The 24,105-nt window shown below is 58.7% G+C and carries 25 protein-coding genes and 3 pseudogenes; 16 read left to right on the top strand and 12 right to left on the bottom strand.

What is annotated here, in order from left to right:
* Position 1: 1 nt before the first annotated feature.
* Complete coding sequence (locus tag LPJGGPFB_RS24745) at positions 2–247, bottom strand: hypothetical protein (RefSeq protein ID WP_173422589.1); 246 nt, start codon at positions 245–247, stop codon at positions 2–4.
* 163 nt (positions 248–410) lie between these two features.
* On the opposite strand from LPJGGPFB_RS24745, the gene LPJGGPFB_RS24740 reads away from it, so the two are divergent.
* The 3 genes from LPJGGPFB_RS24740 (at position 411) to LPJGGPFB_RS24730 (ending at position 1,887) form a co-directional block, all read left to right on the top strand.
* Complete coding sequence (locus LPJGGPFB_RS24740; protein ID WP_173422588.1) at positions 411–713, top strand: DUF982 domain-containing protein; 303 nt, start codon at positions 411–413, stop codon at positions 711–713.
* Between the two features lie 318 nt (positions 714–1,031).
* Positions 1,032–1,508 (top strand): Hsp20 family protein, encoded by a 477-nt coding sequence (locus LPJGGPFB_RS24735; RefSeq protein ID WP_173422910.1) that lies wholly within the window; start codon positions 1,032–1,034, stop codon positions 1,506–1,508.
* A gap of 79 nt (positions 1,509–1,587) precedes the next feature.
* On the top strand, positions 1,588–1,887 hold the full coding sequence (locus tag LPJGGPFB_RS24730; protein WP_173422587.1) for a DUF982 domain-containing protein: 300 nt from the start codon (positions 1,588–1,590) through the stop codon (positions 1,885–1,887).
* A 110-nt stretch (positions 1,888–1,997) separates the two neighbouring features.
* Here LPJGGPFB_RS24730 and LPJGGPFB_RS24725 read toward each other — a convergent pair whose 3' ends face one another.
* Positions 1,998–2,270, bottom strand: coding sequence for an usg protein (locus LPJGGPFB_RS24725; RefSeq protein WP_173422586.1), 273 nt, complete (start codon positions 2,268–2,270; stop codon positions 1,998–2,000).
* Positions 2,271–2,547: 277 nt separating this feature from the next.
* On the opposite strand from LPJGGPFB_RS24725, the gene groES reads away from it, so the two are divergent.
* Both groES and groL read left to right on the top strand, forming a co-directional pair.
* Entirely contained in the window at positions 2,548–2,862 is a 315-nt protein-coding gene (gene groES / locus LPJGGPFB_RS24720; RefSeq protein WP_173422585.1) for a co-chaperone GroES, read from the top strand.
* 57 nt (positions 2,863–2,919) lie between these two features.
* The gene (groL, locus tag LPJGGPFB_RS24715) at positions 2,920–4,548 is read left to right on the top strand and encodes a chaperonin GroEL (protein ID WP_173422584.1); all 1,629 of its coding nucleotides are present in this window, start codon (positions 2,920–2,922) and stop codon (positions 4,546–4,548) included.
* Positions 4,549–4,952: 404 nt separating this feature from the next.
* On the opposite strand, the gene LPJGGPFB_RS24710 is transcribed toward groL, so the two are convergent.
* The 3 genes from LPJGGPFB_RS24710 to LPJGGPFB_RS24700 are packed head-to-tail and all read right to left on the bottom strand — an operon-like array spanning position 4,953 to position 8,310.
* Positions 4,953–5,843 (bottom strand): plasmid partitioning protein RepB C-terminal domain-containing protein, encoded by an 891-nt coding sequence (locus LPJGGPFB_RS24710; protein WP_173422583.1) that lies wholly within the window; start codon positions 5,841–5,843, stop codon positions 4,953–4,955.
* A complete protein-coding gene (locus tag LPJGGPFB_RS24705) occupies positions 5,830–6,732 on the bottom strand; it encodes a ParB/RepB/Spo0J family partition protein (protein ID WP_173422582.1) in 903 nt (300 codons plus the stop codon). Before LPJGGPFB_RS24705 ends, LPJGGPFB_RS24710 begins: the two co-directional genes overlap by 14 nt.
* Positions 6,733–8,310 carry a recombinase family protein gene (locus LPJGGPFB_RS24700; protein ID WP_173422581.1) on the bottom strand — a complete coding sequence of 526 codons (1,578 nt, stop codon included), beginning with the start codon at positions 8,308–8,310 and terminating at the stop codon, positions 6,733–6,735.
* A gap of 68 nt (positions 8,311–8,378) precedes the next feature.
* Here LPJGGPFB_RS24700 and LPJGGPFB_RS24695 point away from each other — a divergent pair, with 68 nt between their 5' ends.
* Positions 8,379–8,729 carry a hypothetical protein gene (locus tag LPJGGPFB_RS24695; RefSeq protein WP_173422580.1) on the top strand — a complete coding sequence of 117 codons (351 nt, stop codon included), beginning with the start codon at positions 8,379–8,381 and terminating at the stop codon, positions 8,727–8,729.
* Between the two features lie 63 nt (positions 8,730–8,792).
* Here the strand turns inward: LPJGGPFB_RS24695 and LPJGGPFB_RS24690 are convergent, their stop codons facing one another.
* Positions 8,793–10,136 carry a PAN domain-containing protein gene (locus LPJGGPFB_RS24690; protein WP_234903034.1) on the bottom strand — a complete coding sequence of 448 codons (1,344 nt, stop codon included), beginning with the start codon at positions 10,134–10,136 and terminating at the stop codon, positions 8,793–8,795.
* A 193-nt stretch (positions 10,137–10,329) separates the two neighbouring features.
* Between LPJGGPFB_RS24690 and LPJGGPFB_RS24685 the strand changes: the two genes are divergently transcribed.
* Complete coding sequence (locus LPJGGPFB_RS24685; protein WP_173422579.1) at positions 10,330–11,031, top strand: SH3 domain-containing protein; 702 nt, start codon at positions 10,330–10,332, stop codon at positions 11,029–11,031.
* A gap of 199 nt (positions 11,032–11,230) precedes the next feature.
* Here the strand turns inward: LPJGGPFB_RS24685 and LPJGGPFB_RS24680 are convergent, their stop codons facing one another.
* Positions 11,231–11,491 (bottom strand): helix-turn-helix domain-containing protein, encoded by a 261-nt coding sequence (locus LPJGGPFB_RS24680; RefSeq protein ID WP_173422578.1) that lies wholly within the window; start codon positions 11,489–11,491, stop codon positions 11,231–11,233.
* 136 nt (positions 11,492–11,627) lie between these two features.
* Here LPJGGPFB_RS24680 and LPJGGPFB_RS24675 point away from each other — a divergent pair, with 136 nt between their 5' ends.
* Positions 11,628–12,518, top strand: a complete 891-nt coding sequence (locus LPJGGPFB_RS24675) for a LysR family transcriptional regulator (RefSeq protein WP_173422577.1) — start codon at positions 11,628–11,630, stop codon at positions 12,516–12,518.
* Between the two features lie 203 nt (positions 12,519–12,721).
* Here the strand turns inward: LPJGGPFB_RS24675 and LPJGGPFB_RS24670 are convergent, their stop codons facing one another.
* Complete coding sequence (locus LPJGGPFB_RS24670; protein ID WP_173422576.1) at positions 12,722–13,399, bottom strand: aquaporin; 678 nt, start codon at positions 13,397–13,399, stop codon at positions 12,722–12,724.
* Between the two features lie 232 nt (positions 13,400–13,631).
* On the opposite strand from LPJGGPFB_RS24670, the gene LPJGGPFB_RS24665 reads away from it, so the two are divergent.
* Positions 13,632–13,940 (top strand): type II toxin-antitoxin system RelB/DinJ family antitoxin, encoded by a 309-nt coding sequence (locus LPJGGPFB_RS24665; protein WP_173422575.1) that lies wholly within the window; start codon positions 13,632–13,634, stop codon positions 13,938–13,940.
* A pseudogene (locus tag LPJGGPFB_RS24660) lies at positions 13,937–14,221 on the top strand (type II toxin-antitoxin system RelE/ParE family toxin). Before LPJGGPFB_RS24665 ends, LPJGGPFB_RS24660 begins: the two are co-directional and overlap by 4 nt.
* A 59-nt stretch (positions 14,222–14,280) precedes the next feature.
* Here the strand turns inward: LPJGGPFB_RS24660 and LPJGGPFB_RS24655 are convergent.
* From LPJGGPFB_RS24655 to LPJGGPFB_RS24640, 4 genes and pseudogenes are all read right to left on the bottom strand, one after another.
* Positions 14,281–15,321: an AbrB family transcriptional regulator gene (locus LPJGGPFB_RS24655; protein WP_173422574.1), complete on the bottom strand. Its 1,041-nt coding sequence runs from the start codon at positions 15,319–15,321 to the stop codon at positions 14,281–14,283.
* A 25-nt stretch (positions 15,322–15,346) separates the two neighbouring features.
* Positions 15,347–15,631 (bottom strand): antibiotic biosynthesis monooxygenase family protein, encoded by a 285-nt coding sequence (locus tag LPJGGPFB_RS24650; protein ID WP_173422908.1) that lies wholly within the window; start codon positions 15,629–15,631, stop codon positions 15,347–15,349.
* Positions 15,632–15,645: 14 nt separating this feature from the next.
* On the bottom strand, positions 15,646–16,050 hold the full coding sequence (locus LPJGGPFB_RS24645; RefSeq protein ID WP_173422907.1) for a cupin domain-containing protein: 405 nt from the start codon (positions 16,048–16,050) through the stop codon (positions 15,646–15,648).
* 16 nt (positions 16,051–16,066) lie between these two features.
* Positions 16,067–17,440, bottom strand: a pseudogene (locus LPJGGPFB_RS24640) (NAD-dependent succinate-semialdehyde dehydrogenase); the annotation flags it as partial.
* A 412-nt stretch (positions 17,441–17,852) separates the two neighbouring features.
* Between LPJGGPFB_RS24640 and LPJGGPFB_RS33655 the strand changes: the two are divergent.
* From LPJGGPFB_RS33655 to LPJGGPFB_RS24615, 6 genes and pseudogenes are all read left to right on the top strand, one after another.
* A pseudogene (locus LPJGGPFB_RS33655) lies at positions 17,853–18,044 on the top strand (GntR family transcriptional regulator); the annotation flags it as partial.
* A gap of 30 nt (positions 18,045–18,074) precedes the next feature.
* Positions 18,075–18,773 carry a GntR family transcriptional regulator gene (locus tag LPJGGPFB_RS24635; RefSeq protein ID WP_345791085.1) on the top strand — a complete coding sequence of 233 codons (699 nt, stop codon included), beginning with the start codon at positions 18,075–18,077 and terminating at the stop codon, positions 18,771–18,773.
* A gap of 92 nt (positions 18,774–18,865) precedes the next feature.
* Positions 18,866–19,960: an isocitrate/isopropylmalate dehydrogenase family protein gene (locus LPJGGPFB_RS24630; RefSeq protein ID WP_173422572.1), complete on the top strand. Its 1,095-nt coding sequence runs from the start codon at positions 18,866–18,868 to the stop codon at positions 19,958–19,960.
* Between the two features lie 119 nt (positions 19,961–20,079).
* A complete protein-coding gene (locus LPJGGPFB_RS24625; protein WP_173422571.1) occupies positions 20,080–21,177 on the top strand; it encodes an ABC transporter substrate-binding protein in 1,098 nt (365 codons plus the stop codon).
* Positions 21,178–21,241: 64 nt separating this feature from the next.
* Positions 21,242–23,002 carry an ABC transporter permease gene (locus tag LPJGGPFB_RS24620; protein WP_173422570.1) on the top strand — a complete coding sequence of 587 codons (1,761 nt, stop codon included), beginning with the start codon at positions 21,242–21,244 and terminating at the stop codon, positions 23,000–23,002.
* The gene (locus LPJGGPFB_RS24615) at positions 22,995–24,071 is read left to right on the top strand and encodes an ABC transporter ATP-binding protein (protein ID WP_173422569.1); all 1,077 of its coding nucleotides are present in this window, start codon (positions 22,995–22,997) and stop codon (positions 24,069–24,071) included. The genes LPJGGPFB_RS24620 and LPJGGPFB_RS24615 overlap by 8 nt, the downstream gene beginning before the upstream one ends.
* Positions 24,072–24,105 lie beyond the last annotated feature (34 nt).

Raw genomic sequence — 24,105 nt, 5'->3', positions numbered from 1 at the left:
TCTATTGACGCTTACGGGCGATCAAGACGACGCCGGCGCCGAGCTCAAACATCTCTTCACCCGAGTCCATAGACAGGAAATGATTGTCCGCAAGGTCGATGAGAGCTGCTGCAACCTCTTCAGGCGACCAACCCGCTGCCTCGGCCCGACAGGCCAGGAGTTGGAATTCTGTCTCAAGTGCCTTCTGGCACTGCGAGCCACGGTCGGGATGACATACAGGAAGCTTGGGCGGGGCTATCTTCGGCATCGATCTCTCCTCCTTGCTACAGGATAGTGCGATGAAATCGTTCGACAAGATGCCAATTCGTCCACGCAAAACGAAGGGATTCTGCTCTTGACATCGATGCAGCTCGCGCCAACATCTTTAATGCTTCTTTTTCATCCGGGTGTGTGTGCGAAAGGAGGATGCCATGTTCAATCCGGAAATGATTTGGATGTCGCCCGTCTCACTCCGTTTGAAAGACGGAACCGAGCACATTTTCTCAACAGTCAACGACGCGCTCGATTTCCTCGAAGCGGATTGGTCTATGCTGCGCGGCAGAAAGCACAATCGTGCGGTTCAAGCCTGTCGTCGCGCCCTGAACCGGGTAACGCCGGTTGCGATCGCTCGAGAGGCGTTTGTTGACGCCTGTCTTGACGCTGGCATGTCTGCGACTGCGGCAGAAGCTAATTTCGCTCGCCCCGGCTCCGGCGGACAGCGATCAGTCGCCTGAAAAGCGCTGCGATTGGGGCACTATGTGTGTCCCAATCAGCTTTCGGAATGTGCGAGCCACCCACACAGTGTGCGATAGCGTCCCCGGTCGATGACCGAGGATACGAGGCTTGGTGTCATCTCCAAAGGATTCCCAGTTCATGCCGTTGGCTGTCCGAGACTTGTCAAAGGGCCTTTGAAAGCCTGCATTTTTTGCAGCCAGAATCTTGAAACTGCAGGCGATAAAAACCAACTCAATATCGCTGGTGGCTCTAAGCGCCAGCAAGTGCTGGGGCGTCTGGCGCCCCCGTATCCATGTTGCTTCAAGGAGGATATGGCTATGGCAACATCTTATGACTACGCACCACTCTTCCGCTCGAGCGTTGGCTTCGATCGCGTATTCAATCTTCTGGAGAATGCGCAGCGTGCCCGTACCGTCAGCGACTGGCCACCCTACGATATCGTCAAGACGGGTGACGATACCTACCGCATCACGGTCGCCGTCGCCGGTTTTTCGCAGGATGATCTCAACCTCACATTTCAGTCGAACCTGCTGACGATTGCCGGCAACAAGGGCGAACCTCAGGGCGAAGGCTATCTGCATCGTGGGATCGCGGGCCGTCCCTTCGAGCACCGCTTCGAGTTGGCGGACCACGTCAGGGTTTCCGGCGCCGATCTGACAAACGGGTTGCTGTCCATTGATCTGGTCCGGGAAATCCCCGAGGCAATGAAGGCGCGGAAAATCGACATCCAGACGAACGCAACTCTCGCAGGGACGCAGAACGCTCCAAAGATCGGGAGCCGACCGGCCGCCTGAGATGATCAGTGCATGCGTGGGCGCCGCAGTCGGCGCCCCTTTCTCCGTTCAACGATCGGGCTTGTGAAAGGAGAGCACCATGAAACCCGATATGTTCGAAACACCCGTAACCATTCTGACGGGCCTCGGTATCCCGACGGAAGTCCGCACGGTGATGCAAGCTTACCGGCTTCTGATGGACTGGCCAGCTTCCCCTCATGATCCAGCCCGCGCATTCGCATTGAAAGCCTGCCGAGCCGCACTGAGGGGCGAAATCGAGGCAGAGACCGCCCGAGGCGTTTTTGTTGCCTTCGCGGAAAAACATGATTTGATCGCCCCAACAGTCGACATCGCCGTCGCGGGGCGAAACACGCGCGGCAGCAACCAGCAAATGCTATAGCTCCGGGAACGTCTAAGCGTTGGAACAGCGGCGCTTGGACCAATGATACTGCAGGGCGTCGAGGATGCCCTGCAGGGTGATGACCTCAATGTCCGTCACCAGACACTTTGCTAGTGCAGATCGAATTCCCCATCGATCTGGCGCCATTCGTTCGGGCCTATCAGCCGTCTGTGCGAATAGCGGATGGAATGTAGCGGGCCATCGAGTGTCTGCTGCCAGAAATTGAGAAATCTCCTCATCTCCGGAAACTCTGGCGCAACGTCATAGTGCTGCCAGACATAGCTCTGCAGCACGGATTCGAAATCGGGAATGCGGTAGAGAATATGCGCTGTGGTCAGGCCATATCCATGGAGTTGTTGCTCCAGGTCTGATGAAAACTTCATGCTCCATCTCCAAACAACGAACAGGACAATGCTGCCAAAGGCGCACTCGCTGTGCAATCAAAAATTGGTTGTCGAGACGAATTTCGGTTCTGGAACAGTTGGTTGGCAGCAAAGAAGGTTGACTGCTATTTTTTTGCCAGAGACCCTTGAAACCGGAATTCCGCAAAATTAAATCGATCGCCGCCGGATGCCTCATGGGTCCGGCACCCGTTCCGGATTGGTCTCCCGGCCCGGAAAGGGACCTATTGATCATCATCGTTTGTCCATGGAGGAAAACATGACCTTCCGACCGCTTCACGATCGCATTCTCGTGCGCCGCATCGAGTCCGAGGAAAAGACGAAAGGCGGCATCATCATCCCCGATACCGCCAAGGAAAAGCCGCAGGAAGGCGAGGTCATCGCCGTTGGTTCCGGCGTTCGAAACGAGGCTGGCCAGGTGCAGCCGCTCGATGTCAAGGCCGGCGACCGTGTCCTGTTCGGCAAATGGTCGGGCACGGAAATCAAGATCAACGGCGAAGACCTGCTGATCATGAAGGAAAGCGACGTTCTCGGTGTCATCGAAGTCGAGGCGGCACAGAAGAAAGCCGCCTGATCGGCCGGCGCTACAACCCATCAGTCAAATATAGCTGCCTATTGAAGGAGTGAACACATGGCTGCGAAAGACGTCAAATTCAATGTCGATGCCCGTGAACGCATGCTGCGTGGGGTCGATGTTCTGGCAAACGCCGTAAAGGTCACGCTCGGCCCAAAGGGCCGCAACGTCGTGATCGAAAAATCTTTTGGGTCCCCGCGGATCACCAAGGACGGTGTCTCGGTTGCCAAGGAAATCGAGCTGGAAGACAAGTTCGAGAACATGGGCGCGCAGATGTTGCGCGAGGTCGCCTCGAAGACCAACGATCTTGCCGGTGATGGCACAACCACCGCAACCGTTCTCGCCCAGGCAATCATCAAGGAGGGGGCAAAAGCTGTCGCATCCGGGCTGAACCCGATGGATCTGAAGCGTGGCATCGATCTTGCCGTTGACGCCGTCGTGAAGGAGTTGAAAGCCCACGCCCGCAAGATTTCGAACAATTCGGAAATCGCCCAGGTAGGAACCATCTCGGCCAACGGCGACGAGGAGATCGGCCAATATCTCGCCCAAGCGATGGAGAAGGTCGGCAATGAAGGGGTAATCACCGTCGAGGAAGCCAAGACGGCTGAAACCGAGCTTGAGGTGGTCGAAGGCATGCAGTTCGACCGGGGTTATCTCAGCCCCTATTTCGTGACCAATCAGGACAAGATGCGGGTCGAGCTTGAAGATCCCTATATCCTCATCCACGAAAAGAAGCTGTCCAACCTGCAGGCCATGCTGCCGGTTCTCGAAGCAGTGGTGCAGTCCGGCAAGCCGCTTGTGATCATCGCAGAAGACGTCGAAGGCGAGGCACTGGCAACCCTCGTCGTCAACAAGCTGCGCGGAGGCCTCAAGATCGCAGCGGTCAAGGCCCCCGGTTTCGGCGACCGGCGCAAGGCGATGCTGGAAGACATCGCCGTCCTGTCCGGCGGCACGGTCGTTTCCGAGGATGTCGGCATTAAGCTGGAGAACGTCACCCTCAACATGCTCGGTCGTGCGAAGAAGGTGGTGATCGAAAAGGAAAACACCACGATCATCGACGGCGTCGGCTCAAAGGCGGAAATCGACGGCCGCGTGGCCCAGATCCGAGCGCAGATCGAAGAGACCAGTTCGGACTACGATCGCGAGAAGTTGCAGGAACGCCTGGCCAAGCTCGCCGGCGGCGTGGCCGTCATCCGGGTCGGCGGGTCGACGGAAATCGAAGTCAAGGAGAAGAAGGATCGCGTCGACGATGCATTGCACGCAACCCGTGCTGCCGTCGAGGAAGGCATCCTGCCTGGCGGCGGCGTGGCGCTGCTGCGCGCCACCAAGGCCCTCGACAATCTTGCCTTCGCCAACGACGAGCAGCGTGTCGGGATCGATATTGTTCGGCGCGCGGTCGAGGCCCCGGTTCGCCAGATCGCTGAAAATGCGGGGGCCGAAGGATCCATCGTGGTTGGCAAACTTCGGGAAAAGTCTGATCTGCAGTTCGGCTGGAACGCGCAGACCGGAGAGTATGGCGATCTGTTCGCAATGGGGGTAATCGACCCGGCAAAGGTTGTAAGGACGGCTCTCCAGGACGCAGCCTCCGTGGCGGGCCTTCTGATCACCACGGAAGCGATGATTGCCGAAAAGCCGAAGCAGGAAAAGGGGTCTGCGCTTCCAGCCGGCGCCGGTATGGATTTCTAAGACCGTGACATAGAAGCGGGGCTCGCCTGGGAGGGCGAGTCCCCCGACGGGTAGCTCGCCGCCGTCGTTTCCCTGATGGTGCTGGCAATGCGTTGAGCATCATGCGGCCTGCTGAAAAACCTGCATCCGACCGGCGACAATTCTTCGCTCATTTGCCGGTGGCTTGGCCGGCGCTATGCTAAACCTCTTGGCGCGCGACCCTTTTTGCCGGTCAAGCCGCGCGCGAACAAGTCCTGACACCGACGCTGCCGACACTTTTTGCGATCATTTACCGAGTAACTGGTTCACAAGCTCGACAGTTTCCCAGAGGCAACGATGGTTCGACTCCTTTCAAGGCGAAAGAGAGTTGAGTTTTCTTATTTCATTGCCAACTCGGGGCGGCCGAGAAGTCGCGGGCCTTGCGATCAGGCTGCCTTTCGCAGTTCCGTAATCTTCTGAAACTCCGCCAGGATGTCCGGAAACTTTTGGGCGAGATATCGCACAACCCGGGCGTTGCTGAGCAGACGTGTGAGGTATCCGGTGGTCAAAACGAGGTCGAGGTGATCGGCACCATAGTCTTGCTCGATCGTCTTAAACTCGCGGTCGAGGTTGGCTGCTTCATTTTCCATGAGCGCGATCTGATCGCCGCTGAGGCCGCGGATCGGCTTCTTCGGTCGAACGAGCATCGATTCTGGCGTGGCCGCGACCAGCGAACGCGCATAGGTGATTGAATACTTGTTCATCGCGGTCATCAACTGCGCCGATTCAATCTGGCGCATCGGCTTCATTTTCTTCAGCTGACCAATGGTGTTCACTGGGACATGCTTGTCCTTTAGAAGGTCGATTGCTTCGGGACAAATGCCGTCAAGCAAGCTCTTCTTCTGCTGGATGCTGTGGATGTTCACGTTCAATGCTCGCGCCAGCCGCTCTTGAGGCACACCCTTCTCGATGGCAGTCAGGATCATTTTGTGTTCCTGGATCGTCGCCAGGCGGCTAATTCGGCGATTGTAGGTGAATGCCTCGTCTTCGATCGCGACCAGGCAGACCACCTCCGTCTCGCCCAACTTCTTGAGGACATCGATACGAATGTGACCGTCGAGCAGATGAAACACTGTGGGATCCGCTTTGTCACGGATTACGACGGGCGGCTCAATCAATCCGAGCTCAGCAATCGAGGACGCTATTTGGGCGTACTTCATCGACTTGGTCACGTTTGGCGGGAGCTGTTTGAGCGGCAATATCTCGGCGATCGGGATCCGCAAGCTCGTCATTTCAAAGGCCAGCGCGACAGGGGCCTTGGTTTCACGGTCTTTCATTCTGACGTCCCCTTTCTGCGATTAGCCGGGTCGCCAGGGTTTCGGGCAGGCTGATCAAGCCTTCCTCCTCCAGAACTCCCTTAAATTCAGAATCGCTGATCAGCCTACGCATCGCTTCGGTGACGAAGGCAAGCCGCGCCTTCGCTGCTTCCGCGCGCCGAATGAGGATGCGCTTGCGGTCCGCGTCATCCTGATAGGCCCGCAACAAGGCCTCTGATGAGATGGTGGGAGGGCGAGGTTTGGGGCTGTAGTGCACGGATTTGCCACGGTTCCTGCGCGCCTCGACGATACGTTTCGCCGCAATCAGTTTCCTGCCGCGAAGAAGGTTCTTCTCATAGGCAGTTTGCAGCGCTGCTTGAACGTCGTGATCGTCCGCGTCGGCAATCTCAAGGGCTACTGTGAACGGGATCTGCCCGGCGTCGACAGCTCTCAGTAGTCGCTCTTCACCCTTTTCCAAGAGGTGAACGACAGCATAGACGTACTCCGCGGAAAGCCCAGTCATCCGCGCAATAGCCGGAGCGTTGTGTCCACGTTCCTTCATGCCGCCAATGTCTTGCAGAAGGTCAAGCGCCCGGTGTTTCCGCCTGGCACAGTTCTCAACTATGCTGGCGACTAGGCAATCCTCAGGATTGGCATTCACGACAAGGGCTGGAACCTGTTCTTGGCCCAGCGCGATAAAGGCTTCAAGGCGGCCTTGGCCGCAAACGAGATGATAGAACGGACCTCCTGCCTCCATTCGCCGGGTGACAGTGATCGGCCGTTTGAGGCCGATCTGGCCAATATTTGAGATGATCTCCTTGAACTGCTTCTTGTTTCGAAGCCGTGGATTGACGACCGCCAACCGTTCGATCGGGATCATTTCTATCTTTTGCGCTGGAACCGCGACCATCTAGGCAACCTCCAAAAGAGCGGTGCGACGGGCCATCGCATAAAACCGCGACAGGGACTCACATCGGTAAGCGTCCAGAGAAAGGCCGTTGCTGTCGCAAAGGCGCAGCACCGCCTCACGCATATCGAGCAGGGGTAGCAAGTAGTAATCATAGGGTGCGATGTTGTCGGGATCCATCCTGACCAACACTGTCAGATTGGGCCGTAGCGCCGTGTCCAACCTGACCTTCCACCGCAGCGTTCCAATGCTTGTCTGAAAACATCGTGAGATAAGGACGGACGCCGTAAACTCCTCATTGACAGTAAGTAGGTCTGTCTCGGCATCTCGTGTGACGGTGCCACCCGCCTCTTGCAATCCCTCGATGATGTTGGCCACGATTGCGGGGAAGAGGCGGCGAAGGGTGCGATTGATTTCCAGATAACGATAGTCGCGGTCGGGGACGAAGCCTACCAGTGCATATGCGCGCAGCAGTGTGCCGAACCGACTGGCGTAGCAACAGCTTGAGGGACATTCGTCCGCCTCGTCAATCAGGAAGCCGGATAGGTAGCCATTGCGCGTGAGAACACCGGCCAATTTGTCGAGCATTGCTTCATCTGAAAGACGTGCAGATCTGGCGACAACGATAGCTCGTGCCTTTTCAAATGTTGCGAAGTCAATGATTGCCTCGAAAACCCCGTCGGCTCGGATCCAGTTGGCCTCGGGATTGTTCACATGCTCCTGTTTCAGTTTGAAAGATGTTCGGGCCCAGACGTTGTTGCCGACATACTTCTCGTTGATTAGGATCTGATGCACAGTGCCGCGCGTCCATGGACGCCTGCAGTCATTCAGAAGACCTTCTTGGTTTAGTGTCCCCGCGATCTCTGCTTCGTTTCGCCGCTCGTCGACAAATAGGCGATAGACACGACGCACGAGGCGGATTTCATCCGCTGGACCAGGTACAAGGATGACGCGATCGGTCGCGATGCTCTTTTGCTCCCCTCGGGCAAGTTCAGCCTTTGCGTTTCCGGCATGATCTACAAGCAGGCGTCTCAGGCCATATCCCGGGGGCCCGCCTTGCCGGAAACCGAGCCGGATCAGGTTCGCCTGGCCGGCAAACACCTTGACGGAGAGTTCGCGGCTATATTCGCCAGCCATGGCGCGCTTGACGGTCTTGATGATCGAAGACCCGATGCTGCCGTCATTGCTGAATTGCTCGGCGCAATAGTGGACACGGATACCGTGGCGCTTGCAACGCAGCTCGATTTCCGCGGCCTCGTCTGGATCCTGGAACCTCCCCCAGCGACTGACATCGTAGACAAGGATCGCCTCATAGCCGGCGATGCCGTCTTCAACATCACGAAGCAGTGCCTGAAGCGCATCTCGTCCGACGAGCCTGAGGCCGCTTTTCCCCTCGTCGGCGTAAGTGCGCACGACTTCAAAATGATGTTGCTCTGCGTAGCGGCTGATCGCTGCGATCTGGTTGTCGGTCGAGTATTTTTGATGCTCGGTGGACATCCGAACATAGGTGGCAGCTCGAACTTTGGGTTGTTTAAGTGACGGCGGTTTGGCGTCACCCTTCTGCGTCCAATCGATGACCATGGCGTGCCAAAATTTCGCTCTAGGGCTGAGCTTCGAGTGGGAGATTATAGACCGGGGAGGCGGGAAACATGGTTCCCAATATGGGCACAATTGTTCCGGCGCAAACGCGAGGTATCCGAGAGGACTATATTGTCGCCATTGCAGCGGCATTGCGCCGGGAGCTGGGTGGTGGCGCCCGTGCAATAAAAACCATCATGCGATGGACGGGGGCAAGCGGGAGAACCGCGAAATATTGGCTGGCCGGCGACCGCGGGCCCGAGGGATGGCACCTCATCCTCCTTGCCAAAAACTCTGATGAGGTCATGCGAGTGGTGCTCGCAATGGCAAACCGCGAACTGTTGTCAGTGTCCATTGAACTGAGCGCGGCCGAAGCGGCGTTGGCTCGGGCGAGCGCGATTCTGAAAGCGTTGCGAAGCTAAGGCAACTTGCCAACTCCGCCGACGCATAGTTTCTTTCGCAAAATGCGATAACGGTTCAGCTCGTCAGTTGAGGCCTACAATTCTCGCTGGCGCGAAGGTTTCAAAGGTCTTCACACCAGAAATCATACCGGACTTAAGGAGTGGTGTGCCGACGGCGCCTTTCATCCAGCACTCCCGCTTCTTCTTGATGTATGTGAATGCAACACAACGGTCATTATCGATGCAAGCGAGTCGGCACTGAAGAGGCGATGCGTTCGCGATCGACGCACGAACGCCCAGATCGCCTCCAGGCAGATCGACATCCTCGAATAGCGCCTTCTTCGGATCGATTGTGCCCATGCTAAATGACGTCGGATCTGGATCGGCGCTCGCCAGGATTTTTCCAGAGATGGCCACTGAGTTGCCATCCGCACGACCTTCCTTTGCTTTAAGGAAGCAGTTCGGTCCGCGCACGATCTTCGGATTGGCGTTGAAGGTGAAGGCCTTACAGGCGCCGTTCATTTTTAGGCAGCTCCTGGCGCATTCGGCTACGTCGATCGCCCTTTTCGAACCGAGGTCATCGCCAAACAGGTCAAGGCCCGTGTAAACGGCGATACGCGTCGGCTTGCGGGCAAACTCCTCAATCGCCGATAGTTTCTCGCTCTGACCGAGATCGATCGGCGTAGGGTTGGCTGCGGCAACTTGTTGGTTGCTTGGCTCACCGGCGCCGCCCGCAGTAGAGTTTGCCGTCAAGGGCGGTGTGCCCTCTTGGCTGACAGTTGGGGCTGAGGGAATTGATTCAATCGCCGTTGACGCCGGGGCCTTGCGGTTGAGCTTGAAGCGGCCAATTTCCTCGTTCGAGAACACATGCATTTGCGATGGCGGGGTCTTGAACATCGTCGTCATGACTTCTGCCGGCGTATCGAAGCGAGCGAGCATGTCAATGATATCGGAAATTGACAGCTGCGCGCTCACAAGGTCGTTCGATTCATTGGAGATCTGGTGGACGCCAAGCTCTCCGTCCACCTGGCGCTCTACCCCTGCCAGAAAGATGAAAGCGCAAGCCGAGTAGCAACCTTTCCCTTTCGGGATAATGGTGGAGACGCGCCTCTCATGCACGTCGTCGGCGATCAACAGAGCCATCTGGACAGCGCCACCGACGCTATCGAGCACCAACAATCTGGCTTCTTGCGAAGCATGAAGTGCTCGCCTGAAATTCAGAGCGGAATAGAGGTCGATCTCGCCGGTGAGGGTGATGACGCTGGGGTCGCTCTCCTCGAACGAGAAGGGGCCAAACTTTTTCGTCCCGGCCAATGCTGGATGATACCCAAACGAAATGGCTAAGCAAAAGGCCAGTATCCGGATGAGGCCGGACGGAAAACTTGGCAAGATTGGTGCTCCCACGCTCTGTTGATGTTCAGAGAACATTCATCAAGTTCAAGTTGCAACACAAAAAAGCCATAGCGGTTAACGGCGCGACAGGACACAAACCGCGATCGCCAAAGTGGTATGGGTTCTAGTGACGTCGCGGGTCATCGCTCGCTGGCTCGGCTGGCCATCTCGTGGGCTTGCTGTCTTCTCGAAAGCATTGGATGATACAACCCATGGGCGGGGAAGTAGCATGCGACGATTTCTTGTTGGTGCGGTGGCGGCCGCAACATTGATTTATTGGCTCGGTTCTTTCGGCGCCGAGCGTGCTGCGATCAATGAGACGCGACCGCATTCAGAAATAATTGTCACACAGGAACAGAAGCCCGTGGCCGGAGGTGGCACTCAAGTTTCTGCGGTTGCGCCTCAGCAGGGCCAAACCTCCGAGCCAGCTGAAAGCGTCGACTCTGAGACAGCGATCACTACGGTTTTCGTGCGCGGCAAGCGCGTCGCCTTACGAGAAGGACCGGGCAAGGAGTTTGCGATCCTCGACCGATACGATGCGGGTCGGCCGGTCGGCTTACTGTCTGTCGATGGCGAGTGGTCACGTATCAAAGACAATCTCACGCGGAGGGAGGGTTGGATCGCATCGCATCTCCTTAGTTCCGACAAACCGCGGTCGGAGCCAAAGCGCGATACCCCGGCATCCGCGGAGCCATCCCGTGAAGAGCCAATCAAAGTCCCGCGGATTTCCGATGCCGTGATCATTCAGCGGATTATTGCTGAGTCCATTTCCGGCTACAGTGGTTCGTGCCCTTGCCCAGAAAATCGCGACCGCGCCGGGCGGCGCTGCGGGCGCCGAAGCGCGTATTCGAAGCCCGGCGGCGCTGCTCCAATCTGCTATCCCGCCGATGTCTCAAGGGCGATGATCGAGGCTTTTCGCGCGCGATTGTGATGCAAGGGCCATGGAAGCGGTGCGCTGGCAAAAAAAGAACACCGTCGTTGTAAGGGGGTGCTTCAAGCCCCAAGAGCTTCAGCATGGAGATGTTCTGCGCCGAAAAATGGCCTCGCCGAACCATGTTCTCTTTCTATGCTTCGAAAGTCGCGCAATGTATCGACGGGAACCCGGTGAGACAGCTCTGTCGGGCTGAGGGCTATTTGGGCTTTCTTCCTGCTTTCAACGGATCTGGCGCGGGCGCGGATTCATGTCGGTCCACGAAAAGATCTGAGATGTCGACGCTCAATGCGGTGGCCAGCCGATCCAGCAAGTCAACAGATGGATTGTATTCTCCCCGTTCGATGCCGCTTATCGCGGTTCTATCGACGTTCGCGTCGACCGCCAGATGCTCCTGCGTGATCTTCTTCGAAGACCGTATCTGCCGGAGATTCCAAGCTATGCGCGTGCGAGTGTCCATAATTTATGGCCACCACCTTGCGTGGCAATAATCCATAGAATATATTCGACATATTTCTGAAAAAGCGTGCTTCGCTGCGGCATCAACCGCGCGTGATTGCGACGAATCCTGCGCGTCATTGGGAGGACAGAGCTCCATGGAACTTCGCCAACTCTCCTATTTCGTGGCGGTTGCCGAGGAACTGCATTTCGGTCGGGCGGCAGCACGGGTGCATATCGCCCAGCCGGCCTTGAGCTGTCAGATCCAGTCGCTGGAGAAGGAACTTGGCGTTCGTCTGCTGGAGCGCTCGACGCGGCGAGTGGAACTGACAAGGGCAGGGGAGGTCTACTACGATCGCTGTGTCAGGATCCTTGGCGATGTCGACCTGTCGGCCGAGGTGGTGCGTTCGGTCGCCGGCAAGGCGCGGCGCAAGATCAAGATCGGAACCGTCTACCCGGCAACGATCGGCCTTTTGCCGGCATTCCTTTCTCGCATCGGCCGGAAATATCCCGATATCGAGCTGCACATCTCGAGCGGATCCACCAACGACATCATCCGCGGGCTGGAAAACGGCCAGATCAATCTCGGCTTCATCCGACCGGTCGAAAACATCGGCTCGCTCCGGTTCTTCTCGATCGCGCATGAGCGTTATCTGCTGGCGGTGGAGAAGAGCAGTGCACTGCTTTCGCGAAGTGAGATCGGCATCGAGGATCTGCAGGGCGAGAAGATCATCTCGTTCTCACGGCAGAACCTGTCCTATACGGAACGCTACTTTGCTGAAAAGTTCGAGGAGCACGACCTTGCGAAGAGCGTTGCCTATACCTGCGACGACACCTTTTCGCTGGTGTCACTGGTCTCGGCCGGACTTGGCATCGGCTTTGCACCGGAATGGACGTTGGATCTGCCCAATCGCAATTTCGAGCTCAGGAAGGTGAGGGGTGTCGACTTCCGGATCGGGCTTGGGGTCGCCTGGTCCAAGGATGACCCGACGGCTGCCCGTGACGACATCATCGATATCGCACGGTCGCTGGTCAGGGCGGGGAGGTGAACGCGGGAACGTAAGGCGGGGCTGGGCGTGAAATTGAAAGGCGGAGTTCCAACGTGACGTCTGCATATTCTCCGCAAAGCGGAGCCACTCCAGGATGCCGACCCTTGGTCGTCGCATCTTCAGTCGGCGTGCGGGCTCAGTCTCCTCTCCTTTGCCAGTGTCAGACGAGATGACATTGGGGGCCGTTGAGTGCCCCACGGGTGTTAGCGGCGCTCTGACGTAACGACGGAAGCAGTCGTCAACCACCGTGCAAATCCGACAGCGAGCAAACTGCCCAGACTTTGGGAAACAACGAAGGGCAGGACGTCTACGGGGCGAATACCCGCAAGGCTGTCTGTGAATGCCCTGGCTATCGTGGTCGCCGGGTTCGCGAAGGAGCTCGACGCAAAAAGCGTAACTGACAGGACGTAGACACCGACGAAGGCTGATACAGAGTTGGGGCGAAACCTGAGCCCAAGGAGGATAGTCAATATGAGGCCAAACGTAGACGCTGCCTCGGCGATCCAGACGGGAAACCCGGTTCGTACGTGAACGCCGACAGAGAGCAGCGGTAAACCGAAAGTGACATGGACGAAGAAAACGCCGAGCACACCGCCAACCGTCTGCATGGACACATAGGCGGCCGCCTCGTTCCGCAGTATCCGGCCCTGAAGGAGCATTGCCAGACTCACCGCCGGATTGAGGTGGCCGCCGGAGATCGGCCCGAGGAGCTCGAGAATGAGGTATAGCGCCGCGCTGCAGGATATAGCGACACAAAGCAAAACCAACGCCGGAACATCCGTCATCGCACCGGCCATTGCCGCGCTTCCAACAGCGGATACCGCGAGCAGGCCCGTCCCGAAGGCCTCGGCAACAAGGCGTTTTGAAAGCGAATGGTCCACGGCGGTGATCTCTGTATTTGGTCTGTGATGGTGTTAGACAGATGGCGACTGTGTGCCCATCGCTATCGGTGAAAGTGATGGGCACACAAGGTGGCTATTTCCCCAACAGTTTCTTGAGAGCCACCGCTATTCGCCTGAAGACACCGGCTAAACTCCAAAGCCTCACCAGTCGCGATGATACTGGATTTTGTCATGCAAGCGCATTACATTGGCTTGTGAAGGAGATTTTGTCATGGCTGCAAATGCACTGGTCCAGGCGCGGATTGATGCTGACATCAAGGACCGCGCCACGGCTGTCCTGCAAAACATGGGGCTGACTGTCTCGGATGTTGTTCGTATCCTTCTGACGCGAACGGCGAACGAAGGCTCATTACCGCTCGAGATGGTCGGTAGCAGTGACGCCCACGATGCCTGGTTCCGCGCCAAAGTCTTGGAGGCTCTCGAGGATACGCGACCTGATTACCAGGATGCGGATGCTGAGGCTCGCTTTCGCGAGCGCCGGGCGGCAGCTCTGCGCAAGGCCGGGGCTGGCGACCGATGAGGCTTGTCTGGGCGCGGTATGCGCTTGACGATCGAGACGCTATTTTCAGCTACATTGAAAGTGAAAACCCGAAAGCGGCGGTGCACGTCGACGAGGAGATCGCGCATGCAGTCCGGCGTCTCCTCGACTTTCCCGAAAGCGGCCGCCCTGGTCGAATTCAGGGAACCCGTGAGTTGGTAATTCCGCGCACTCCCTAAATCGCCGCATACACGGTGACAGCCGACCGCGTTCGCATTCTGCATGGTGCCCAGATATGGCCCTTTGAGTTCGGCGACGAGTGAATCTTACGCCATTTTTTGGCTGTCGGCGGTTCGATTCCGTTCAAGAGTATTAGATAGTCTCATCTAGTATTTGTCATCCGAAACAACGCAGCCGATCCTGCCACGACGAGGAAGACGCGGACGAGGTGGTGGAAGACCACGAAGGGAATCTCGATGCCAAGGGAGAGTGCGATCAGGCTCATCTCGGCGACACCGCCGGGAGAATAGGCGAGCACCAGGCCGATGAAGCGTTCTCCGGTCCATAGCGAGATCAGGAAGGCGAAGGCCAGCGATATGCACAGCAGCAGTGCTGTCGACCCGATCGAGAGGCCGATGACATGGGCGATCAGGTTTGGCGGTGTTTTCACGAACCGACAGCCGACCGTGGCGCCGATCACAACCTGCGCGGCGCCGAGGACGACGCTTGGGAGCTGGAAATCCGTGACGCCGAAGTAATGCAGCGCCGCCGAGACTGCCATCGGGCCCATGAGATAACGTGCCGGAAATCTCAGCAGCGTGCCGGTGACCACGCCGATCGCCATGGCGGCGAGGAGCCACAAAAGCTCCGGCAACTCCACGGTCGATAGAGGAACGAAACTTGAGCCGCTGCGCGAGATCACATGGCCGGTCACGAACTGGATGATGAAGGGAAGGCACAGAACGACGAGGAAGATGCGGGCGGCATGGATCAACGAGATCATTCGCTCGTGGCCGCCGCGCTCCGCGCCGAGCGTCACCATCTCGACGAGCCCGCCGGGCATGGCCGAGAAAAAGGCTGTGGGGTGATCGAAACCGGCAATCTTCCGGAAGTAGATATAGGCGAACGCTCCGGCCGCTGCGATAAACACCGAGAGGCCGAGCAACGACACGATCCACAGGCCGACATGGTCGAAGACCGACGGTGAAAAGGAGGCGCCCAGCATCACGCCGATGGTTGCCGTCATCGGCGGCCTGATGAAGGGCGGCAAGGCCAGTGGCAGACCGAGCAGCGCCGCCAGTCCACAGGCAATCATCGCCCCGAGTAGCCAGGCCAGCGGCATATGCAAATGCCACATGATCCAGCCGCCGAGAGCGCCGATCAAAAGTGTCAAGGCGAGCTTGCCGGTTGCCGCAAGTGTCATTCGGGGAAGCCGGCGTCGCTGCTCATCACACCTGCGAATGAGTCACCTTGGGCGACCCGTCGAAATAGGGGCTGACAAGCTGGCGCCATGCCTGGAAGTCATCTGAGTTCCAGAAATCAACCATGTGGTTGTCTACGGTCTCCCAGTTCACCAGAAGCCGATAGACCCCGGCATGCTCGATCACGCGATGCAGCTTTACGCCGTGGCAGCCCTTGGCGCGCAGAAACAGCGGGAAGGCTTTTGCCGCTCCAGCCTCGAATGCAGCTTCATCGCCGGCCTTGACGGTGAACTCGGCAACTTCAAGGATCATGGTTGTCTCCCTTGTCAGGCCTTGTGTTCGGCATCGATGGCGCGTTCTTCGCCCGTCGCGATCATCGTGCGGGTGGCGTCGATCGAAGCGTAGATCCAGAAGATTCGCATCGGCTCGCTCTGCGAGGCATTGATGAAGCGGTGGGGAATGTTGGCCGGTATCCAGGTCGTGTCGTTCGGGCCGAGTGGATAGCGCACGCCATCGATCTCGGCGATCGCGTGACCGTCGAGCACCATGACGCTTTCTTCGCAATTGTGCTTGTGCAGGCCGATCGAAGCCCCGGGATCGAAGGCGGTGATGCCGTTGACGATGCTGGTCGAGCCACATTTGCGGGTGACGAGCGGCGTGGTGCGCGCGCCGCCGCCGCGATCGTTGGTCTTCAGTTCGGCGGGTCTCAGGATGGCGGGCTGGGCTGTCATGGTTTCCTCCTCGCTTCGCTGCCTTGACCGGGCCGAGCCAGACGGTCTTGATGTTCACGAATTCGCGGATGCCGTAGACGCCGAGTTCGCGGCCATAGCCGGAGCGCTTGATGCCGCCAAAGGGATAGCGGGGGTCGGAGGCCACCATGCCGTTGATGAAGACTGCGCCGGCATCGATCTTCCGGGCGAGTTTTCGCGCCCGGTCGAGATCGCGGCTCCACAGCGCCGAGCCAAGGCCGAACTCGGTCTGGTTTGCCAGCGCAATGGCCTCATCCGCATCCTTGACGCGGATGATGGCGGCCACCGGGCCGAATGTTTCTTCGCGGAAGGTCACCATGTCGGGCGTGACGTGATCTAGAACCGTCGGCGGGTAGTAGAAGCCATCACCGTCGATGGGCTTCCCGCCGGTTCTCAACGTCGCGCCGGCGGCAAGGGTCTTTTCGACCTGCGCATGCAGCCCGCTCATCAGGTTTTCCCGTGCCATGGGGCCCATATTGGTGTCGCGCTCCGTGGGCGCACCGATCTTCAATTTGGCGACGCCGGCGCAAAACAGGTCTACGAACCGATCGGCAATGCTCTCCTCGACAATGAAGCGCTTGGCGTTGACGCAGGACTGGCCGACATTGATGTAACGCGCCTTCACCGCTGTTGCGGCCGCCTCTTCGAGATCGGCATCGGCCAGAACGATGAAGGGATCGGAGCCGCCGAGCTCGAGGACCTGCTTCTTCAAGGCCTTGCCGGCCTGGGAAGCGACGATGGCGCCGACCTCCGTCGACCCCGTCAGGGTGACGGCAGCGATGCGGTCATCGGCAATGATACCGGCGACTTTCGAAGGCTCGACCAGCAGTGTCCTGAACAGCCCCTCCGGGCAGCCGGCTTCGCGCATGATATCCTCGATCGCCAGCGCGCATTCCGGCACGTTGTTGGCGTGCTTGAGGATAGCGCCATTGCCGGCGGCAAAGGCGGGCGCGGCGAAACGGAAGAACTGCCAGAACGGATAGTTCCAGGGCATGATTGCGAGCACGACGCCGAGCGGATCGAATTCGACAAAGCTTTCCGTTGCATCCGAGACCAGCGTTTCATCCGCGAGATACTGCGGTGCATGTTCGGCATAGAAATCGCAATTGTAGGCGCATTTCTGGATTTCGGCCTCTGCCTCGACGATCGGCTTGCCCATCTCGCGCGTAATCATCGCCGCATATTCGGCCTTTCCCGCCCGCAGAACCTTTGCCATGGCGAAGAGCAGGTTCACCCGGACCTCGACCGGCTCTCGACGCCAGGCTTTCTGGGCTTCCGCTGCATTGGCGAGGGCGGCATCGACGGCGGCGTCATCATGTAGATCGTAACGGGCAAGCTCCTTGCCGTCGGCGGGATTGATCGTCGTGATCACGGTGATCTCCTGATTCTTGGATGGAATAGGGAAAATTGATTCCCATTTTGCATTTTTAAAACTTAAAATGCAAAAAATCTCATTTTGTCAAGCGGAGTGGCTGGCATAGGTGTCGATCCGCCCAGAACTACATCTCCGCAAGCTGCGAGAATAAACGCCGTGATTGGCAAAAAATTCTTTATGAACATGTCATTACAGAGACACCTCAGTCTCTGAACGATGCGCCGTGGTTAGCCGATCTTTTCGGATGGTTTCAGGCTCCCCCTCACGTTCTGGGAGAGCGATTGCGCCGAAAAATTGGCTTTTCATCCGTGTTTCGTGCAAAATTCGCGGATCGCCCGTTTCCATCGCGCGGTCGCTCGCGTAAAACTGGCGGGATCCGGCGCACGCGCCTCGCACTATTGGATATGACATGGCCTCCAGTCCGCTTGCATTGAACATCGCCAATGAGATCACGCTTCTCATCACCTCGGGTGAGATTGTCGGGGGAGAGCATTTGCGGGCGCAGCATCTTGCGGATCGATTTGGAGTTTCGCGCCAGCCGGTGCGGGATGCATTCCAGATCCTTTCGGATCAGGGGCTGGTGGAACTCAAGGAAAACCGTGGCTTCTTCGTCAAGGAATCGGCCGGCGCCGTGGTCGAGCCGGTGAGTGACGAGGCAAGGCCGTTTGAGGTCGCAAACGATTACCAGCGGCTTGCCGAAGACTGGCTGACGGACAAGATCCCGGCCGAAGTCACCGAGCAGATGTTGCGCGAGCGCTATGACCTCACAAAGGCGCAGCTGAACGATATTCTGCTGCGTGCCGCGCGCGAGGGCTGGGCGGAGAGAAAGCAGGGTTATGGTTGGCGTTTCCTGCCGGTTGCCAAGACGGCGGAAGCCTTTGAGCAGATCTACCGTTTTCGCATGCTGATCGAGCCGGCAGCCATGTTGGAGCCGGAGTTCCGTCTTGATCGAACCATCATCGACGAACAGCGCCGGATCCAGATGCGGATGCTGGATACAGATATCGAGCGGCTGCCGGCCGAGCGGCTTCTACACAATGGTGCGCTCTTCCATGAAGAGCTGATCAAGATGTCCAACAACCCGTTCTTTCACCTGTCGCTGGTCCGGGTGAACCGGATGCGTCGCCTGCTGGAATATCGGTCGCGGGTCGATCGCAGCCGCACGGTGCGCCAGTGCCAGGAGCATCTCGCGATTCTGGATCTGTTGCAGCAGGGCGAGATCGTCGAAGCCTCCTTTGCCATGCGCCGGCACCTCGGCGGCGCGCTGTCGAAAAAATCACCAATTACATGGTCTTGGTCCCAGCATTCCCAAGAAAAGCAATCCGAATGAATTTTTCGATTGCATTTTTAGCTTAAAAAAGCCAATTATCTCTCGTGGCATTCAGCGACGTGACAGTTCGTCGCCTCATGGGAGAGCAATCAATGAAGATCTTTGTGACGCCGTGCGATGGCATCGGCCCGGAAATCACCGCCGCGACAATGGAGGTGCTGAAGGCGACCGATGCTGCCTTCTCGCTCGGACTCGAATATCATTTCGAAGACACCGGCTTTGCGAGCCTCCAAAAGTTCGGCACCACGCTTCGCGACGAGACCATCGAGCGTGCACGCACCTTCGATGGCGTCATTCTCGGTCCCCAGTCGCATATGGATTATCCGGCGCGCGACAAGGGCGGCGTCAACGTTTCGGCGGGCTTCCGCGTCAAGCTTGATCTCTATGCAAACGTTCGGCCGGCGCGTTCGCGTCCGTTCCTCAACGATGCCAAGAAGATGGACCTCGTCATCATGCGCGAGGCGACGGAAGGCTTTTATCCCGACCGCAATATGTATGCCGGCACGGGCGAATTCATGCCAACGCCGGATGTCGCTCTCTCAGTTCGCAAGATCACGGCCTCAGCCTGCGAGCGCATTGCGCGCCAGGCTTTCATTCTTGCCATGAAGCGCAACAAGAAGGTGACGGCCGTTCACAAGGCCAACAACTTCATCCTGACGGATGGCCTGTTCCTGCAGCAGGTTCGCAAGGTTGCGGCGGAGTTTCCGGAAGTCACGCTCAATGAATTCATCATTGACGCGATGGCCGCCCATCTGGTGCGCGATCCCTCGCGCTTCGACGTGATCGTTGCGACGAACTTCTATTCCGACATCCTTTCCGACCTCGCCAGCGAGCTTTCCGGCAGTCTCGGTCTTGCCGGTTCGATCAATGCCAATGCCGAAACCGGCCTTGTCTGCGCCCAGGCGCAGCACGGTTCCGCACCGGACATCGAAAACCAGAATATCGCGAACCCTACTTCGCTGATCCTGTCCGTCGGCATGATGCTGAGCTGGCTCGGTGAACAGCGTGGCCTGCCGCAGTTTGAGGCCGCCGGAGCGGAGATCGAAAGGGCGGTCGATGAGGTTCTCGCCAATCCAGCCACCCGCACCCGCGATCTCGGCGGAAACGCCAACACTGATGCTTTCGGTGCCGCAGTCACCAAGGTGATCCACAATGGCAACAGCAGCCGGACCTTTGCCGTCGCCTGATCGCCTGTTGGATATATCGATTTAAAAATCCAAACTCAGCATTTTCTGGGGCCGGATCGTCGGCCCTGGAAGTTTCGCCCGGAGGAGCGTGGAGCGCGGGCACAACATGGGAGAAGAGCATGAACACGAAGACAGTACGAAGCCTTGCCGCGGCAACCGCGCTACTCGGCTTTTCGGCAGTCTCTGCATGGGCGCAGGATGTGCCGGCCGGCTATCCGGCCGATTACGCCGCCATCATTGAAGCGGCAAAGAAGGAAGGCACGGTTTCGATTTACACCTCGACCGATGCCGCCCAGTCGCAGAAGCTGCAGGATGCCTTCACGGCGAAATACGGGATCAAGATCGCCTATAACGACCTTGGCACCAACGGCGCCTACAACCAGGTGATTTCGGAGGCCGCGGCCAGCCAGGTCACCGCCGATGTGGTCTGGAGCTCGGCGATGGACCTGCAGATGACGCTGGTTCAGGATGGCTATGCCGAGGAATATGCCTCGCCGGAAGCCGCAAACCTTCCCGCCTGGGCCACCTACAAGAATATTCTCTACGGCACCACCGTCGAGCCGATCGGCATGATCTACAACACCAAGGCGCTGACGGAAGACAAGCTGCCGAAGACCTATGCCGATCTCATCACCTTCCTGAAGGACAACAAGGGCGAGCTGCAGGGCAAGGTCGCGACCTTCGACCCGGAAAAGAGCGGCTCCGGCTTCCTCAACCATTCGAACGACGCGAAGAACCGCCCGGATTTCTGGGATCTCGCCAAGGCGATGGGCGATGATGGCGTAAAAATCTATTCCAGCTCCGGCGGCATGAAGGAAACCGTTGTTTCCGGCGAAAACGTCATCGCCATCAACATCATCGGTTCCTACGCGCTCGACTGGATCAAGGAGAGCCCGAACCTCGGCGTACACTTCGCGACCGACTATACGCCGGCCTTCTCGCGTCTTGCCCTCGTCACCAAGGGTGCGCCGCATCCGAACGCCGCCAAGGTCTTCGTGGACTTCATGCTGTCCAAGGAAGGTCAGTCCCTGCTTGCCGAAGGCGGCCTGCCTTCGGTGCGTGAAGACGTGAGCGCCGGCCTCAACATCAAGACGCTCAACGAGCGTGTCGGCGGCGGCCTGAAGCCGATCGCCGTTGATGAAGGCGTGCTCGAATACATGGACCAGATGAAGCGCGTTCAGTTCCTGAACGACTGGAAGGCCGCGCTCGGTCGCTGACATCTCTCCTGCTGCGGCGCGTATGGTCGCGCCGCAGCTTCGATTTCCCTTGTGAGAGGCGATTATGTCTACCCATGCACAAGCGCCGGCTGCGCTTCCGATGACGAAGGCGGCGGCCGAGAAAAAATATCCGGCAAAGATGCCGCGCCACGGAAATGCGAGTGTCTATCGCACCGTTGTCATCGGCCTGCTGGCCATTGCCGTTCTGGCTCCTGTCGGTTTGATCATCTACCAGAGCTTCCTGTCGGCTGCCTTCTTCAGCCCGCGGGCGAAGTTCGGTCTCGATGCATACCGCTATGTCTTCACCGACAGGAATTTCTACAAGGCGCTCGGCACGACCGCCGTCTTTTCCTTCGGCATGGTCGCGATTGCCGTGCCGCTCGGCGGGCTGCTCGCCTTCCTGATCACCCGCACCGACATCAAGGGCAAGCGGCTTCTCGAGATCCTCGTTCTCGTGCCGATGTTCATTTCATCGATCGTTCTCGCCTTCGGCTACACCGTTTCTGTCGGCCCGACCGGCTTCGTGTCGCTGTTCATTCGCGGGCTGATTGGCTTCGTGCCGTGGAACATCTACAGCCTACCGGGCATGATCCTGATCGCCGGCCTCAGCCACGTTCCCCATGTCTATCTCTATGTGTCATCGTCGATGCGCAATCTGCCGTCCGATCTGGAAGAGGCCGCCCGCACCACCGGCGCATCGATCTGGCAGGTCTCGCGTGACGTGACGCTGCCGATGGTTTTGCCGTCGCTGATCTTCGCCGCCTCGCTCAACATCCTGCTCGGCTTCGAAACCTTCGGCATCCCGCTCGTTCTGGGTGACCCGAACGGGATCATGGTGCTGACGACCTATATCTACAAGCTGACGACCTTGTTCGGCACGCCGACCTACCAGCTGATGGCCGTTGTCGCCGTGGTTCTGATCCTGATCACGCTGCCGCTCGTCTGGGCACAGCGCAAGCTTCTGAAAAACGCCCGCAAATATGTGGCGATGGGCGGCAAGGGTGCGCGTGTCGCCACCCTCAAGCTCGGCCGAGGCGGGCAGGTCATTGCATTGTCCATCATCGGCTTCTGGCTGTTCGTGTCCGTCGTCCTGCCCATCGGCGGCATCACGGTCCGTGCCTTCGTCGATGCCTGGGGTGAGGGCGTCAATCTCTTCGCCCAGCTGACCTTCGCGAATTTCGATCATCTGCTCGAAGTGCCGAGCCTGGTGCGCGGTATCATCAACACCGTCATCCTGTCGGTTGTCGGCGGCGCGGTTGCGGTCGGGATCTATTTGATGGTCGGCCTTGCCGGTCACCGCAATTGGGGCGCATCGAACACGCTGCTCGATTACATCGTGCTTCTGCCGCGTGCGCTGCCGGGTCTGGTCATCGGTCTTGCCTTCTTCTGGGTCTTCCTGTTCGTGCCGCTGCTCACGCCGCTTCGCCCGACACTGATCAGCATTTTCGTCGCCTATGTCGTCGTCGGCCTGTCCTATGGCCTGCGGCTGCTGCAGGGCACCTTGCTGCAGGTTGCCCCGGAACTCGAAGAATCCGCCCGCACCACCGGCGCCACCATCGGCCGCACCTGGAAGGACGTCGTCATCCCCATCGTCCGTCCCGGCCTCGCCGGCGCCTGGGCGCTGATCATGATCATCTTCCTTCGCGAATATGCGACGGGTGTTTACCTGATGGGTGCCGGAACCGAAGTCATCGGCTCGCTGATGGTCTCGCTCCTGCAGACCGGCGCCATGAATACGATCGCAGCCCTTTCCCTCATCAGTGTTGTCTTGACCGGCGCGGGCCTCGCACTCGCCCTCCGACTGGGAGCAAAAATCCATGACTGAACTCGTCGTCAACAATATCCAGAAGTGGCTGGGCGGCCTGCAGATCCTGAAGGGTGCATCCTTCACCGCCGAGCGTGGCTCCATCGTCGCCCTGCTTGGTGCCTCCGGCAGCGGCAAGACCACGCTGCTGCGCTGTATCGCCGGCCTGGAACAGCCGGAAATCGGCACCATCGTCATCGGCGGCAAGACCGTTCTCGATGGCGACAAGAAGCTGGCGCTGCCGCCCGAGCAGCGCAACATCGGCCTCGTTTTCCAGAGCTATGCGCTGTGGCCGCACCGCACTGTCAAGGAAAATGTCGGCTACGGCCTGAAGCTGCGCAATGTCTCGCCGACCGACATCGGCAAGCGCGTGCAGGCGATCCTTGACCGGATGGGCCTCGGCCATCTGGCCGACCGTTATCCGTCGCAGCTCTCGGGTGGCCAGCAGCAGCGTGTGGCGATCTGCCGGGCGCTGGTTTATGAACCGCGCGTGCTGCTGCTCGACGAGCCGCTGTCCAACCTCGACGCCAAGCTGCGCGAAGAGGCCCGTTACTGGATCCGCAAGCTGATCCTCGACCTGCAGATCTGTGCCATCCTGGTGACGCACGATCAGGGCGAGGCGCTGGCTGCCGCCGACAACATCCTGTTGCTGCAGGATGGCCGCATCGTCCAGCAGGGCGGGCCGCAGGAGATCTATTCCAACCCGAACAGCTTCTATTCCGCCGATTTCCTTGGCGCCAACAACATCGTCAGCGGCAAGGTCCAGACGGTCGACGGCAAATCTGCCGTGATTGGCGGCAACGGCTGGTCCTTGAATGGCACCGTGCGTGAAGCGGCAGGCCTCGGCCAGTCGCAGGATGCCCGTGCCGTCATCCGCGTCGAGCAGATCAAGGTCAGCGACACGCCGGCAACCGACGGCATCGAGATGCAGCTCGATGACAGCATCTATCTCGGCGACCGCTGGGAATATCGCCTCAGCCGTGGCGATTTCGTTGTCAAGGCGCATGGCACCAAGCGCATGGCGACAGGCAAGGTCTGGGCACAGATTCCGCAGGAAAGCATCTGGGTGTTCTCCGGCGCTCAGAAGTGAGTGCCCTTCCCGGCGGCCGTTCGTCCTCCCGGAC

Source organism: Ensifer adhaerens (assembly GCF_013283195.1).
In the GTDB taxonomy this organism is placed as follows: domain Bacteria; phylum Pseudomonadota; class Alphaproteobacteria; order Rhizobiales; family Rhizobiaceae; genus Ensifer; species Ensifer adhaerens_G.
This window is presented reverse-complemented; position numbering and strand designations above follow the sequence as displayed.